Below are 15,858 nucleotides of genomic sequence, written 5' to 3'. Positions count from 1 at the left end.
GCAAGGCATCGTGGCGCAGGTGTGGTCTGCCTGATAACCAGTTTTCAAGGATTCGTAACGTGATTAGCGATATCAGAAAAGATGCTGAAGTACGCATGGACAAATGCGTTGAAGCGTTTAAAACCCAAATCAGCAAAGTGCGCACCGGCCGCGCTTCCCCGAGCCTGCTTGACGGCATCGTGGTGGAATATTACGGCACGCCGACGCCGCTGCGTCAGCTGGCTAACGTCACCGTAGAAGATTCCCGTACGCTGAAAATCAACGTGTTTGACCGCTCTATGGGGCCGGCCGTTGAGAAAGCGATTATGGCCTCCGATCTTGGCCTGAATCCGAGCTCCGCAGGCAGCGATATCCGCGTTCCGCTGCCGCCGCTGACCGAAGAGCGTCGTAAAGACCTCATCAAAGTGGTCCGTGGAGAAGCCGAGCAGGCGCGTGTGGCTATCCGTAACGTGCGTCGCGACGCGAACGATAAAGTCAAAGCGCTGCTGAAAGATAAAGAAATTGGCGAAGATGAAGATCGTCGTTCTCAGGACGACGTTCAGAAAATGACTGACGCCGCCATCAAGAAAGTGGACGCGGCGCTGGCCGATAAAGAAGCCGAACTGCTGCAGTTCTGATCCCTTTCTGATGATACTGTAAACGCCGTACAGAAGAGCCGCCTCGCGGTTCTTGCTGGCGGCGTTTTGCATTGGATCGCGCGCCTGCGCGATGCGTTTACTCTTATTTCACGTTGAGCGCCTCATGAAGCATTTAACCATTCTCGGCTCTACCGGCTCTATCGGTTGCAGCACCCTTGATGTAATCCGCCATAATCCGGATAAATTTTCGGTTACCGCGCTGGTGGCGGGCAAGAATGTCGCCCGAATGGTTGAACAGTGCCTGGAGTTTCGTCCTCGTTTTGCGGTGATGGATAATGATGAGAGCGCGGCCGCGCTGCGCGCTGCGCTGCGTGAGCAGGGGAGTCAGACCGAGGTGCTGGCCGGACGCGATGCAGCGTGCGAAATGGCGTCGCTTGACGAAGTGACGCAGGTCATGGCGGCCATTGTCGGCGCTGCCGGGCTTCTGCCGACGCTTGCGGCTATCGCGGCCGGTAAGCAAGTGTTACTGGCGAATAAAGAGTCGCTGGTTACCTGCGGACGGCTGTTTATGGACGCCGTGGCCCGCAGCGGCGCGCAGTTGCTGCCGGTGGACAGCGAGCACAACGCGATTTTTCAGAGTTTACCGGCAACAATTCAACACAACCTGGGGTACGCTAAACTTGAGGAAAGCGGAGTCTCTTCGATTATCCTCACCGGATCGGGTGGACCGTTTCGACAAACGCCGTTATCTGACCTGGCGGCAATGACGCCGGACCAGGCGTGCCGTCATCCTAACTGGTCGATGGGGCGTAAAATATCTGTCGATTCGGCTACCATGATGAATAAAGGTCTCGAATACATTGAAGCTCGCTGGCTGTTTAACGCCCGGGCAGACCAGATGGAAGTGCTGATTCATCCACAGTCGGTGATTCATTCTATGGTGCGTTATGCCGACGGCAGCGTGCTGGCTCAACTGGGCGAACCCGATATGCGCACCCCCATCGCGCATACGATGGCCTGGCCGGCGCGAGTCCCTTCCGGCGTATCGCCTCTGGATTTTTGCAAGATAGCGACGCTGAGTTTCTGCGAGCCAGATTATCAGCGCTATCCGTGTCTGAAGCTTGCCATGGACGCGTTTGAGCACGGGCAAGCGGCGACGACGGCGCTTAACGCGGCGAACGAAATCACGGTCGCCGCTTTCCTTGCCGGAGAGATTCGTTTTACGGATATCGCAGCGCTCAATCAGGCGGTGCTGGATGAAATGGATCTTCGCGAACCGCAAAGTGTGGATGAAGTGCTCACCGTTGATGCCGAAGCGCGCAATATGGCGCACAAACGGGTGACAGGTCTCGCAAGCTGATGATTAATCACGCGGCGAAGGCGACGTTATTTGTGAGCGCTCTGCTTCGGTGATATAGTCTGCGCCACCTGAATACGGGTGGGTGAGCCTGGCCGGTCGGGCGAGCCGTGGTTGTCACGGCTTTTTTATGCAAAGGCTTCAGTATTCCTGAGTACCGCTTAATCCTTATCAGGGAATAAATACGCGTTATGTTGTCTGTAAACCTTCCATTAAGCGAAAACTTGCCCGCACATGGCGCGCGCCATGTTGCCATTATTATGGATGGCAATGGTCGCTGGGCGAAAAGACAAGGGAAAATCCGAGCCTTTGGTCATAAAGCAGGGGCGAAGTCGGTTCGCCGCGCGGTCTCTTTCGCTGCAAACAATGGTATTGAGGCACTGACGCTTTACGCATTCAGCAGCGAGAACTGGAACCGCCCCGCTCAGGAAGTCAGCGCGCTGATGGAGTTATTCGTCTGGGCGCTCGATAGCGAAGTCAAAAGCCTGCATCGCCATAACGTGCGTCTGCGGGTCATCGGCGATATCAGCCGCTTCAACACCCGTTTACAGGACCGTATCCACAAAGCCGAGGCGTTAACCAGCCAGAATAGCGGGCTGACGTTGAATATCGCCGCGAATTATGGCGGACGTTGGGATATTATTCAGGGAGTGCAGCATTTAGCGGCACAGGTCCAGGAAGGTCTGTTGCGTCCTGACCAGATTGATGAAGAGATGCTCAGTAAGCAGATCTGCATGAATGAGTTGGCTCCCGTAGATTTAGTGATTAGGACAGGGGGAGAACATCGCATCAGTAATTTCCTGCTGTGGCAAATCGCCTATGCAGAACTCTATTTTACCGATGTTCTCTGGCCTGATTTTGATGAACAAGACTTTGAAGGTGCGCTAAATGCCTTTGCCAACCGGGAACGCCGGTTCGGCGGCACGGCACCTGGCGGCATCGATGCCTGATGGGGGTAGCTTTTGCTGAAGTATCGCCTGATTTCTGCGTTTGTTTTAATACCGGTTGTTATCGCCGCGCTGTTTCTGTTGCCGCCGATGGGTTTCGCAATCGCCACGCTGGCCGTCTGCGTTCTGGCCGCCTGGGAATGGGGGCAACTGAGCGGTTTCGTTTCCCGATCTCAACGGGTGTGGCTGGCGCTGCTTTGCGGGCTGCTTCTGGCGCTGATGCTGTTTTTTCTGCCCATTTACCAGACGCCGATTAACGTTCCGTTGGTAGAAGGTGCGCTCTGGGCGTCGCTGGCATGGTGGGTGATCGCCTTATTACTGGTGCTTTTCTACCCAAATTCTGCCTCTTTCTGGCGCCATTCTAAAGCGCTGAGGCTGGTGTTCGGTCTGCTGACTATTGTGCCGTTTTTCTGGGGCATGGTGGCGTTGCGCGCCTGGCACTATGACGCCAATCACTACAGTGGCGCGCTCTGGCTGCTTTACGTCATGTTCCTGGTGTGGGGGGCGGATTCCGGCGCCTATATGTTCGGTAAGATGTTCGGCAAGCATAAGCTCGCGCCGAAAGTCTCTCCGGGGAAGACCTGGCAGGGCTTTATCGGCGGGCTGTTTACCGCGGCTATCATCTCCTGGATTTACGGCGCATGGGCGGATCTTAACGTTGCGCCTGCCACGCTTCTGACCTGTTCCATCGTTGCCGCACTGGCCTCTGTGCTCGGCGATTTGACGGAAAGTATGTTCAAGCGCGAAGCGGGCATTAAAGACAGCGGACATTTGATCCCGGGCCATGGCGGCATTCTGGATCGCATCGACAGCCTGACGGCGGCGGTGCCGGTATTCGCCTGCCTGCTGCTGCTGGTTTTCAGGACGATTTAACGGAATAAATTATGTTGAGCATACTCTGGAATCTGGCGGCGTTTATCATCGCACTGGGCGTTCTTATCACGGTGCATGAGTTCGGCCATTTCTGGGTTGCCCGCAAAGCGGGAGTGCGTGTGGAACGTTTTTCCGTCGGCTTTGGTAAAGCCCTGTGGCGGCGCACTGACCGCCACGGCACGGAATACGTTATCGCCCTCATCCCGCTGGGCGGCTATGTCAAAATGCTCGACGAGCGCGTGGAGCCGGTTGCGCCGGAACTGCGCCACCAGGCTTTCAACAATAAAACCGTGGCGCAACGCGCCGCGATTATCGCAGCCGGCCCCCTCGCTAATTTCCTTTTCGCTATCTTCGCCTACTGGCTCGTTTTCATGATGGGCGTGCCGGGTCTCAAACCCGTCATTGGTGAAATAACGCCCAATTCCATCGCCGCGCAGGCACAAATCGCACCAGGCACGGAACTAAAAGCCGTTGACGGCATCGAAACGCCAGACTGGGATGCTGTGCGTCTCGAACTGGTTGGTCGTATCGGCGAAGAGAACGTGACGCTAAGTGTCGCAACGCCTGGTGACAGCACCGTTACGGATAAAGTGCTCGATCTGCGTCAGTGGCAGTTCGAGCCAGATAAAGAGGATCCGGTGGCATCGCTTGGCATCCGGCCTTTCGGGCCGAAGATTGAACCAGTGCTTGCGCAGGTGCAGCCAAAGTCGGCCGCCAGCAAAGCGGGTTTGCAAGCCGGAGACAGGATCGTTAAAGTCGATGGGCAGCCGCTCAGTGAGTGGTCCGACTTTGTGACGACGGTGCGGGATAATCCGGCGCGTCCGCTCGCAATCGAGATAGAAAGACAGGGGAGCCCCTTGTCTTTAACGCTGATACCGGATACAAAACCCGGTAACGAAAAGGCGGAAGGGTTTGCAGGCGTGGTGCCGAAAATTGCGCCGCTGCCCGATGAGTACAAAACTGTGCGCCAGTATGGGCCGTTCAACGCCATCACAGAAGCTACAGCGAAAACGTGGCAACTGATGAAGCTGACGGTCAACATGCTGGGAAAATTACTGACCGGCGACGTTAAGCTGAACAACCTCAGTGGGCCAATCTCGATTGCCCAGGGCGCAGGGATGTCAGCGGAGTTCGGATTGATTTACTACCTGATGTTTCTGGCGCTGATCAGCGTGAACTTAGGCATTATCAATCTGTTCCCGTTACCCGTACTCGACGGGGGACATTTACTGTTTCTGGCGATTGAGAAGCTTAAAGGCGGGCCGGTTTCCGAGCGAGTTCAAGACTTTAGTTATCGCATTGGCTCTATTTTGCTGGTGCTGTTAATGGGGCTTGCACTTTTCAATGATTTCTCTCGGCTATAGAGAGCAGGTTAGGAAGAACGCATAACAACGATGGCGATGAAAAAGTTGCTCATAGCGTCGCTGCTGTTTAGCAGCGCCACCGTATACGGTGCAGACGGGTTCGTAGTGAAGGACATTCATTTCGAAGGCCTGCAGCGAGTCGCCGTTGGTGCGGCCCTCCTCAGCATGCCGGTTCGCGTAGGCGACACGGTTAATGACGAGGATATCAGTAATACTATCCGCGCGCTGTTTGCCTCCGGCAACTTCGAGGATGTGCGGGTGCTGCGCGACGGCGATACGCTGCTCGTTCAGGTGAAAGAGCGCCCGACGATCGCCAGCATCACTTTCTCCGGCAACAAGTCGGTGAAAGATGACATGCTTAAGCAGAACCTCGAAGCCTCTGGCGTGCGCGTCGGCGAATCCCTTGACCGCACCACGCTTTCCGATATCGAAAAAGGTCTGGAAGATTTCTACTACAGCGTCGGTAAATATAGCGCCAGCGTAAAAGCTGTCGTGACGCCGCTGCCGCGTAACCGCGTTGACCTGAAGCTGGTCTTCCAGGAAGGCGTTTCGGCGAAAATCCAACAGATCAACATCGTCGGCAACCGCGCCTTCAGTACCGAAGAGCTAATTTCCAACTTCCAGCTGCGCGACGAAGTGCCATGGTGGAACGTGGTCGGCGATCGCAAATACCAGAAGCAAAAGCTTCAGGGCGATCTCGAAACGCTGCGCAGCTACTACCTCGACCGCGGTTATGCGCGCTTTAATATCGACTCCACGCAGGTCAGCCTGACGCCGGACAAAAAAGGCATCTACGTCACCATCAATGTAACCGAAGGCGATCAGTACAAGATTGCTGGTGTTGAAGTGAGCGGCAACCTGGCGGGTCACTCCGCAGAAATCGAGTCGCTGACCAAAATGCAGCCGGGCGAGCTTTACAACGGCACGAAAGTGACCCGTATGGAAGACGACATTAAAAAGCTGCTTGGCCGTTACGGTTATGCGTATCCGCGAGTGCAGACGCAGCCGGAAATCAACGATGCCGATAAGACCGTTAAGCTGCATGTCAATGTCGATTCCGGCAACCGCTTCTATGTGCGTAAGATCCGTTTTGAGGGTAACGACACCTCAAAAGACGCCGTACTGCGTCGCGAAATGCGTCAGATGGAAGGCGCGTGGCTCGGCAGCGACCTGGTCGATCAGGGTAAAGAGCGTCTGAACCGTCTCGGCTATTTTGAAACCGTGGATGTGGATACGCAGCGCGTCTCTGGCAGCCCGGATCAGGTCGATGTGGTGTACAAGGTTAAAGAACGCAACACCGGCAGCTTTAACTTCGGCGTGGGTTACGGCACAGAAAGCGGCGTGAGCTTCCAGGTAGGTGTGCAGCAGGATAACTGGCTCGGTACCGGTTATTCCGTTGGCATCAACGGTACCAAAAACGATTACCAGACCTACTCCGAGTTCTCCGTCACCAACCCGTACTTTACGGTAGATGGCGTAAGCCTCGGCGGACGCATTTTCTACAACGATTTTAAAGCGGATGATGCGGATCTCTCCTCCTACACCAATAAAAGTTACGGTGTGGACGGGACGTTGGGCTTCCCGGTTAACGAATACAACACGCTGCGCCTCGGCTTAGGGTACGTGCATAACGACCTGTCGAATATGGAACCGCAGGTGGCGATGTGGCGTTATCTTGACTCCTTAGGCCAGAGCGCGAAAACAACGTCCGATGACAACGGTTTCTCGGCGGATGACTTCACGCTGAACTACGGCTGGACCTACAACAACCTTGACCGCGGTTTCTTCCCGACGGCGGGGTCGCGTGTGAACCTGAACGGTAAAGTGACGATTCCGGGCTCTGATAACGAGTTCTACAAAGTCACGCTCGATACGGCGACCTATGTCCCGATTGATGAAGACCACAAATGGGTGGTGCTGGGTCGTACGCGCTGGGGTTACGGCGACGGTCTGAGCGGCAAAGAGATGCCGTTCTATGAAAACTTCTACGCGGGCGGTTCAAGCACCGTGCGTGGCTTCCAGTCCAACAACATCGGTCCTAAAGCCGTTTACTACAGCGGTCCGGGTCTGGATAACTGTGACAAAGCCGCAGGCGGTTACTGTTCGTCCGACGATGCGGTCGGCGGTAACGCAATGGGCGTAGCAAGCCTTGAGTTCATTACCCCGACGCCGTTCCTGAGCGAGAAATATGCGAATTCCGTCCGTACCTCGCTGTTTGTTGACGCGGGTACCGTCTGGGATACTAACTGGCAGAACTCCGCTGCCATGCGTGCGGCGGGCGTGCCGGATTATAGCGATCCGAGCAACATCCGTATGTCTGCGGGTATCGCCTTACAATGGATGTCTCCGCTGGGGCCGCTGGTGTTCTCATACGCTCAGCCGTTCAAGAAATACGATGGAGACGAAGCGGAACAGTTCCAGTTCAATATTGGCAAGACCTGGTAATGTTCGTTACAAGGGAATGCGTTTAGCAGTCGCGATGACTTTCGGTGCGTGCGCATAGCACGCATCCGGGCCACGCAAAGAATAGTGCCTTCGGGCACATATGGGATGGTAAGGAGTTTATTGTGAAAAAGTGGTTATTCGCTGCAGGTCTTGGCCTGGCAATGGCAGCATCAGCTCAGGCTGCTGACAAGATCGCTGTAGTTAACATGGGTAATCTGTTCCAGCAGGTTGCACAGAGCACGGGCGTATCCAAAACGCTGGAAAACGAGTTCAAAGGCCGCGCCGGCGAACTGCAGCGTATGGAAACCGACCTGCAATCCAAAATGCAGCGTCTGCAGCGTGACGGCTCAACCATGAAGGCGAGCGAGCGCAGCAAACTGGAGAAAGACGTCATGGCGGGTCGCCAGGAGTTCTCCGGTAAAGCGCAGCAGTTCGAGCAGGATCGCGCGCGTCGCTCTAACGAAGAGCGCGGCAAGCTGGTTACCCGTATTCAGGCTGCCGTTAAAAAAGTGGCTGCTGACCAGGATATCGATCTGGTGGTAGACGCTAATACTGTGGCTTACACCAGCAGCGATGTGAAAGATATCACCGCTGATGTGCTGAAACAGGTTAAATAAGTAATGCCTTCAATTCGACTGGCTGATTTAGCTCAACAGTTGGATGCGGAGTTACACGGTGATGGCGATATCGTCATCACCGGCGTCGCTTCCATGCAATCTGCGAAGGGTGGGCAAATCACGTTCATGGTAAACCCGCGTTATCGTGAACAACTGGCGCACTGCCAGGCCTCTGCGGTCGTGATGACCGAGGCCGATCTTCCTTTTGCCAACAGCGCCGCGCTGGTAGTGAAGAATCCCTACCTGACTTATGCGCGCATGGCTCAGATTCTCGACACCACGCCGCAGCCGGCGGCCAGCATTGCGCCCAGCGCGGTGATTGACCTCTCGGCGCGGCTTGGCAATAACGTGGCCGTCGGTGCCAATGCTGTGATTGAATCCGGCGTTGAGCTTGGCGACAACGTCATTATCGGCCCTGGCTGCTTTGTCGGTAAAAACAGCAAGCTCGGCGCCGGCACTCGCCTGTGGGCGAACGTCAGTATTTATCATGATATTCAGATTGGCGAACAGTGCCTGATTCAGTCCAGTACCGTTATCGGCGCGGACGGCTTTGGTTACGCCAATGATCGTGGTAATTGGGTTAAAATTCCACAGCTTGGCCGCGTGATTATCGGCGATCGCGTCGAGATCGGCGCTTGTACGACGATCGACCGCGGCGCGCTGGATGACACGATTATCGGCAATGGCGTGATTATTGATAATCAGTGCCAGATTGCACATAACGTCGTGATTGGCGACAATACGGCGGTCGCGGGCGGCGTCATCATGGCAGGCAGCCTGAAAATCGGCCGCTACTGCATGATTGGCGGCGCCAGCGTGATTAACGGCCATATGGAAATCTGCGACAAAGTAACGGTAACAGGGATGGGGATGGTGATGCGTCCTATTACTGAACCTGGGGTCTACTCTTCAGGCATACCGCTGCAACCGAACAAAGTGTGGCGCAAAACGGCGGCGCTGGTGATGAATATTGATGAAATGAACAAACGCTTAAAAGCAGTTGAGCGTAAAGTCACTCAGCAAGACTGACTCGCCGGTTAATAAAGCCTGCCCGCCAACAGAACCGCGGCCTGCAAGCGATCCAGAATCGCCGCAGGCCGTGTTATTATTGCCCATTCAGTATATTTTTAGACAGGAAGAGTATTTTGACTACTGAAACTCATACTCTGCACATTGAAGAGATTTTAGAGCTTCTGCCGCACCGTTATCCATTCCTGCTGGTGGATCGCGTGCTGGATTTTGAGGAAGGTCGTTTTCTACGCGCAGTAAAAAATGTCTCTGTTAACGAGCCTTTTTTCCAGGGTCACTTTCCTGGTAAACCCATTTTTCCGGGTGTGTTGATTTTAGAAGCCATGGCGCAAGCCACCGGTATTCTGGCTTTCAAAAGCGTTGGCAAACTGGAACCGGGTGAACTTTACTATTTTGCAGGCATCGATGAAGCGCGCTTTAAGCGTCCTGTCGTGCCAGGCGACCAGATGGTGATGGAAGTTACCTTTGAAAAAACGCGCCGTGGAGTCACTCGCTTCAAAGGCGTCGCGCTGGTTGACGGTAAAGTGGTTTGTGAAGCCACCATGATGTGTGCACGGAGCCGGGAGGCCTGATACGTGATTGATAAGACCGCCTTTATTCATCCCACCGCCATTGTGGAAGAGGGCGCCGTTATTGGTGCCAACGCCCACATTGGTCCGTTTTGTATTGTCGGCCCTGATGTCAAAATCGGTGAAGGTACCGTACTGAAGTCTCATGTTGTCGTGAATGGTCATACTACGATCGGGCGCGATAATGAGATCTATCAGTTCGCTTCCATCGGTGAGGTTAACCAGGATCTGAAATATGCTGGTGAACCGACCCGCGTCGAGATTGGCGATCGCAACCGCATTCGCGAAAGCGTCACCATTCATCGCGGCACGGAACAGGGAGGTGGTCTGACGAAGGTGGGCAGCGACAACCTGCTGATGATCAATGCGCACGTCGCGCACGATTGTACTGTCGGCAGCCGCTGCATTCTTGCCAATAACGCCACGCTTGCCGGACACGTCTCTGTCGATGATTTCGCTATCATCGGCGGCATGACGGCCGTGCATCAGTTCTGCATCATCGGAGCGCACGTCATGGTTGGCGGCTGTTCCGGTGTCGCGCAGGACGTACCGCCTTACGTGATAGCTCAGGGTAACCACGCGACTCCGTTTGGCGTGAACATCGAAGGGCTCAAGCGTCGCGGCTTCAGCAAAGAAGCGCTGCACGCTATTCGTAACGCTTACAAGCTGCTTTACCGCAGCGGTAAGACGCTGGATGAGGTGAAGCCAGAAATCGCAGAGATTGCCGCAAAGCATCCTGAAGTGCAGCCGTTCTACGATTTCTTTGCCCGCTCCACGCGTGGTCTGATTCGTTAATGACCCGTCCCCTGACGATTGCCCTGGTCGCCGGAGAAACCTCCGGCGATATTCTTGGTGCCGGTCTCATCCGGGCGCTCAAGGCGCGCGTGCCGAACGCGCGTTTTGTCGGCGTCGCCGGTCCGCGTATGCAGGCCGAAGGCTGCGAAGCCTGGTATGAGATGGAAGAGCTGGCCGTGATGGGGATAGTGGAAGTGCTGGGCCGCCTGCGCCGCCTGCTGCATATCCGCGCTGACCTCACGCAGCGCTTCACCGCGTTAAAGCCGGATGTATTCGTCGGTATCGACGCGCCGGATTTTAACATCACGCTTGAAGGTAACCTGAAACAGCAGGGTATTCGCACTATTCACTACGTCAGCCCTTCCGTCTGGGCCTGGCGCCAGAAACGCGTTTTCAAAATAGGCAGAGCCACCGATCTGGTGCTCGCGTTTCTGCCTTTCGAAAAAGCGTTTTATGACAAATTTAACGTTCCGTGTCGTTTTATCGGCCATACCATGGCCGACGCCATGCCGCTTGATCCGGATAAAAACGCGGCGCGCGACGTGCTGGGCATCGCCCACCACGCCCGCTGCCTGGCCCTGCTGCCGGGCAGCCGTAGCGCGGAAGTTGAAATGCTGAGCGCGGATTTCCTTAAAACCGCGTTGCGTTTGCGCGAGCATTATCCCGATCTCGAAATCGTCGTACCGCTGGTGAACGCGAAACGGCGTGAACAATTCGAGCGCATCAAAGCGGAAGTCGCGCCGGCACTCACCGCGCACCTGCTTGACGGACATGCGCGCGAGGCGATGATCGCAAGCGACGCGGCGCTGCTCGCTTCCGGTACCGCCGCGCTCGAATGTATGCTCGCCAAATGCCCGATGGTGGTCGGCTACCGTATGAAGCCATTCACTTTCTGGCTCGCCAAACGGCTGGTCAAAACTGAATTTGTGTCGCTGCCGAACCTGCTTGCCGGGCGCGAGCTGGTCAAAGAGCTGCTGCAGGACGACTGCGAGCCGCAGAAGCTCGCCGCCGCGTTGTTGCCTCTGCTGGCCGACGGCAAACAGAGCCATGAGATGCACGACACTTTCCGTAAACTGCATCAGCAGATCCGCTGCAATGCCGATGAACAGGCGGCGGACGCGGTGCTGGAACTGGCGCAATGATGGAATTTATCTATCCGCACACGCACCTGGTGGCGGGCGTTGACGAAGTGGGCCGCGGCCCGCTGGTCGGCGCCGTGGTCACCGCTGCGGTGATCCTCGATCCGCTCAAGCCCATTGTCGGGCTGGCGGATTCCAAAAAGCTGTCAGAAAAGCGTCGCCTCGCGCTCTTTGATGAGATTAAAGAGAAGGCGATTGCCTGGAGCCTCGGGCGCGCGGAGCCGCACGAAATTGACGAGCTGAATATTCTTCATGCCACAATGCTGGCAATGCAGCGCGCGGTCGCCGGCCTCGCCGTGACGCCAGAGTATGTCCTGGTGGACGGCAACCGCTGTCCGGCTTTGCCGATGCCCAGTATGGCGGTCGTTAAAGGCGATAGCCGGGTGGCAGAAATCAGCGCCGCGTCGATACTGGCTAAAGTTACGCGCGATGCGGAAATGGCTGAACTGGACCTCACCTTTCCTCAGTATGGATTCGCTCAGCATAAGGGCTATCCTACCGCCTTTCATCTTGAGCGGCTGGCCGAGCACGGCGCGACGGCTCACCATCGGCGCAGTTTCGCGCCGGTCAAACGCGCGCTGGGCCTCGCCTCTTAACAGACACAGAGTTAACCGGAAACAGAAATGGCTGAACCTCGTTTTGTGCACCTGAGAGTGCACAGTGACTATTCCATGATCGATGGACTGGCTAAAACGGGGCCGCTGGTAAAAAAGGCGGCCGCGCTTGGCATGCCTGCCTTTGCCATCACCGACTTCACCAACCTGTGCGGGCTGGTGAAATTTTATGGCGGTGCGCATGGCGTCGGCGTGAAACCGATTATCGGCGCCGACTTCAATATGCAGTGCGAACTGCTGGGCGACGATTTTTCCCATATTACGGTACTGGCGGCGAATAATACCGGCTATCAGAACCTGACGTTGCTCATCTCGCGGGCTTATCAGCGTGGCTACGGCGCTTTAGGGCCGTGGATTGACCAGCAGTGGCTGGTGGAGCTTGGCGAAGGGCTGATTCTGCTTTCTGGTGGTCGTCAGGGTGACGTTGGTAAGTGTTTACTCCGCGGTAATAACGTTATGGCCGAGCAAGCGCTGGCGTTTTACCAGGAACACTTCCCGGATCGCTACTATCTTGAGCTTATCCGTACCGGTCGCCCGGATGAAGAGCGCTATCTGCACGCGGCGGTCGCGCTGGCGGAAGAAAAAGGCGTGCCGGTTGTCGCCACCAATGACGTGCGCTTTATCGAGCCTGGCGATTTCGACGCCCATGAAATTCGCGTCGCCATCCATGATGGCTTTACGCTTGATGACCCTAAAAGGCCGCGTCATTATTCGCCGCAGCAATATCTGCGTACCGAAGACGAAATGTGCGAGCTGTTCGCCGATATTCCGGAAGCGCTGGAAAACAGCGTCGAGATTGCCCGTCGCTGTAACGTAACGGTGCGCCTGGGTGAATACTTCCTGCCGAAATTCCCGACTGGCGACATGACCACCGAGGATTTCCTGGTCATGAAATCGAAAGAGGGGCTGGAAGAGCGCCTGGAGTTCCTGTTCCCGGATCCGGAAGTGCGTGCGCAAAAGCGCCCGGAATATGACGAACGCCTGGATATCGAGCTTCAGGTGATAAACCAGATGGGCTTTCCTGGCTACTTTCTGATCGTGATGGAGTTTATCCAGTGGTCGAAGGATAACGGCATTCCGGTGGGGCCGGGGCGTGGTTCGGGCGCGGGATCGCTTGTGGCATACGCGCTGAAAATCACCGATCTCGATCCGCTGGAGTTCGACCTGCTGTTTGAACGTTTCCTTAACCCGGAACGTGTCTCGATGCCCGACTTTGACGTCGACTTCTGCATGGAGAAACGCGACCAGGTCATCGAACACGTGGCGGACATGTACGGCCGCGAGGCGGTATCGCAGATTATCACTTTCGGTACGATGGCGGCGAAAGCGGTTATTCGCGACGTGGGCCGTGTACTGGGCCACCCTTACGGGTTCGTCGATCGTATATCGAAGCTGGTGCCGCCGGATCCGGGCATGACGCTTGCCAAAGCGTTTGAAGCTGAGCCGCAACTACAGGAAATTTATGATGCCGATGAAGAGGTGAAAGCCCTCATCGACATGGCGCGCAAGCTCGAAGGCGTCACGCGTAACGCCGGTAAGCACGCCGGTGGCGTGGTGATTGCGCCGACGCAAATCACCGATTTCGCGCCGCTTTATTGCGACGAAATGGGCCAGCATCCGGTCACCCAGTTCGATAAAAACGATGTCGAATACGCAGGGCTGGTGAAGTTCGACTTCCTGGGTCTGCGCACGCTGACCATTATCAACTGGGCGCTGGAGATGATTAACGCCCGGCGCGCGAAGCAGGGGCTGGAGCCCATTGATATTGCGGCGATCCCGCTTGATGACAAAAAAAGCTTCGACATGCTGCAGCGCTCGGAAACCACTGCGGTGTTCCAGCTTGAATCGCGCGGCATGAAAGACCTTATCAAGCGTCTTCAGCCGGACTGCTTTGAAGATATGATAGCCCTCGTGGCCCTGTTCCGTCCGGGGCCATTGCAGTCGGGCATGGTTGATAACTTTATCGACCGTAAGCACGGCCGCGAGGCCATTTCCTACCCGGATATCCAGTGGCAGCATGAAAGCCTCAAGCCGGTGCTGGAGCCGACCTACGGCATTATTCTGTATCAGGAACAGGTGATGCAGATAGCCCAGGTGCTCTCGGGCTATACCCTTGGCGGCGCGGATATGCTGCGTCGCGCCATGGGTAAAAAGAAACCTGAAGAGATGGCCAAGCAGCGCTCCATTTTTGAAGATGGCGCGAAAAATAACGGCGTCGACGGCGAGCTGGCGATGAAAATCTTTGACCTGGTGGAGAAATTCGCCGGGTACGGATTTAACAAATCGCACTCCGCCGCCTATGCTTTGGTGTCATACCAGACGCTGTGGCTTAAAGCCCACTACCCGGCGGAATTCATGGCGGCGGTGATGACGGCCGATATGGACAACACGGATAAAGTGGTCGGGCTGGTGGATGAGTGCTGGCGCATGGGGCTTAAGATCCTGCCGCCGGATATCAACTCCGGGCTGTATCATTTCCATGTCAATGACGACGGGGAGATTGTCTACGGCATCGGCGCGATTAAAGGCGTTGGTGAAGGCCCTATCGAGGCCATTATCGAGGCGCGTAATAAAGACGGCTACTTCCGCGAGCTGTTCGATCTCTGCGCCCGCACCGACACCAAAAAGCTCAACCGGCGGGTGCTGGAAAAACTGATCATGTCCGGGGCGTTCGACCGTCTCGGGCCGCACCGCGCCGCGCTGATGAATTCGCTCGGCGACGCGCTGAAAGCGGCGGATCAACATGCGAAAGCCGAGGCGATAGGCCAGGCGGATATGTTCGGCGTGCTGGCGGAAGAGCCGGAGCAGGTCGAGCAGTCCTACGCGAACTGCCAGCCGTGGCCGGAGCAGGTGGTGCTGGAGGGCGAGCGCGAAACGCTGGGGCTGTACCTGACCGGGCACCCGATTAACCAGTACCTGAAAGAGATCGAGCGATATGTCGGTGGCATGCGCTTAAAAGATATGCACCCGACCGAACGTGGCAAAGTGACCACGGCGGCGGGTCTGATAATTTCCGCGCGGGTAATGGTCACCAAGCGCGGCAATCGTATCGGCATCTGTACGCTGGATGACCGTTCCGGGCGTCTTGAAGTGATGTTGTTCACTGACGCGCTGGAAAAATACCAGCATCTGCTGGAAAAAGACCGAATCCTTATCGTCAGCGGACAGGTCAGCTTTGATGACTTCAGCGGGGGCCTTAAAATGACCGCCCGCGAAGTCATGGACATTGACGAAGCCCGCGAAAAGTATGCGCGCGGGCTTGCTATCTCGCTGACGGACAGGCAAATTGATGACCAGCTTTTAAACCGACTCCGTCAGTCTCTGGAACCCCACCGTTCGGGAACCATTCCAGTACATCTCTACTATCAGAGGGCGGATGCACGCGCCCGGCTGCGCTTTGGCGCGACGTGGCGTGTCTCTCCGAACGATCGTTTACTCAACGATCTGCGCGGCCTGATTGGTTCGGAACAGGTGGAACTGGAGTTTGACTGATGCGCTGCATCAGGTTCCGGGAGCCTCACTGGATGCAAT

General features: G+C 56.1%; 13 protein-coding genes. All 13 read left to right on the top strand.

Annotation, left to right across the window (positions count from 1 at the left end; translation table 11 throughout):
• Positions 1-59: 59 nt before the first annotated feature.
• The 13 genes from frr (at position 60) to dnaE (ending at position 15,819) form a co-directional block, all read left to right on the top strand.
• A complete protein-coding gene (gene frr / locus BJP61_RS17440) occupies positions 60-617 on the top strand; it encodes a ribosome recycling factor (RefSeq protein ID WP_171998853.1) in 558 nt (185 codons plus the stop codon).
• A gap of 124 nt (positions 618-741) precedes the next feature.
• Positions 742-1,938: a 1-deoxy-D-xylulose-5-phosphate reductoisomerase gene (gene ispC / locus BJP61_RS17435; protein WP_038864700.1), complete on the top strand. Its 1,197-nt coding sequence runs from the start codon at positions 742-744 to the stop codon at positions 1,936-1,938.
• 188 nt (positions 1,939-2,126) lie between these two features.
• Positions 2,127-2,885, top strand: coding sequence for a (2E,6E)-farnesyl-diphosphate-specific ditrans,polycis-undecaprenyl-diphosphate synthase (gene ispU / locus BJP61_RS17430; protein ID WP_012815355.1), 759 nt, complete (start codon positions 2,127-2,129; stop codon positions 2,883-2,885).
• A gap of 12 nt (positions 2,886-2,897) precedes the next feature.
• On the top strand, positions 2,898-3,755 hold the full coding sequence (gene cdsA / locus BJP61_RS17425; RefSeq protein WP_171998851.1) for a phosphatidate cytidylyltransferase: 858 nt from the start codon (positions 2,898-2,900) through the stop codon (positions 3,753-3,755).
• Positions 3,756-3,766: 11 nt separating this feature from the next.
• Positions 3,767-5,119 (top strand): sigma E protease regulator RseP, encoded by a 1,353-nt coding sequence (gene rseP, locus BJP61_RS17420; RefSeq protein WP_171998848.1) that lies wholly within the window; start codon positions 3,767-3,769, stop codon positions 5,117-5,119.
• A gap of 30 nt (positions 5,120-5,149) precedes the next feature.
• Positions 5,150-7,564, top strand: a complete 2,415-nt coding sequence (gene bamA / locus BJP61_RS17415) for an outer membrane protein assembly factor BamA (RefSeq protein WP_038864696.1) — start codon at positions 5,150-5,152, stop codon at positions 7,562-7,564.
• 122 nt (positions 7,565-7,686) lie between these two features.
• Positions 7,687-8,181 carry a molecular chaperone Skp gene (skp, locus tag BJP61_RS17410; RefSeq protein WP_075193747.1) on the top strand — a complete coding sequence of 165 codons (495 nt, stop codon included), beginning with the start codon at positions 7,687-7,689 and terminating at the stop codon, positions 8,179-8,181.
• A gap of 3 nt (positions 8,182-8,184) precedes the next feature.
• Entirely contained in the window at positions 8,185-9,210 is a 1,026-nt protein-coding gene (lpxD, locus tag BJP61_RS17405) for a UDP-3-O-(3-hydroxymyristoyl)glucosamine N-acyltransferase (protein ID WP_171998846.1), read from the top strand.
• 116 nt (positions 9,211-9,326) lie between these two features.
• The gene (fabZ, locus tag BJP61_RS17400; protein WP_004386127.1) at positions 9,327-9,782 is read left to right on the top strand and encodes a 3-hydroxyacyl-ACP dehydratase FabZ; all 456 of its coding nucleotides are present in this window, start codon (positions 9,327-9,329) and stop codon (positions 9,780-9,782) included.
• A gap of 3 nt (positions 9,783-9,785) precedes the next feature.
• On the top strand, positions 9,786-10,574 hold the full coding sequence (gene lpxA / locus BJP61_RS17395) for an acyl-ACP--UDP-N-acetylglucosamine O-acyltransferase (RefSeq protein ID WP_038864685.1): 789 nt from the start codon (positions 9,786-9,788) through the stop codon (positions 10,572-10,574).
• A complete protein-coding gene (lpxB, locus tag BJP61_RS17390; RefSeq protein ID WP_075193749.1) occupies positions 10,574-11,716 on the top strand; it encodes a lipid-A-disaccharide synthase in 1,143 nt (380 codons plus the stop codon). The genes lpxA and lpxB overlap by 1 nt, the downstream gene beginning before the upstream one ends.
• Positions 11,713-12,309, top strand: a complete 597-nt coding sequence (gene rnhB / locus BJP61_RS17385; RefSeq protein WP_038864681.1) for a ribonuclease HII — start codon at positions 11,713-11,715, stop codon at positions 12,307-12,309. The genes lpxB and rnhB overlap by 4 nt, the downstream gene beginning before the upstream one ends.
• A gap of 27 nt (positions 12,310-12,336) precedes the next feature.
• Complete coding sequence (dnaE, locus tag BJP61_RS17380; RefSeq protein ID WP_038864679.1) at positions 12,337-15,819, top strand: DNA polymerase III subunit alpha; 3,483 nt, start codon at positions 12,337-12,339, stop codon at positions 15,817-15,819.
• Positions 15,820-15,858: the final 39 nt, after the last annotated feature.

Source organism: Cronobacter sp. JZ38 (genome assembly GCF_008932145.1).
Lineage (GTDB): Bacteria > Pseudomonadota > Gammaproteobacteria > Enterobacterales > Enterobacteriaceae > Cronobacter > Cronobacter muytjensii.
Note: the sequence above shows the minus strand (reverse complement) of the source record. Positions and strands in the feature narration are given on the sequence as shown.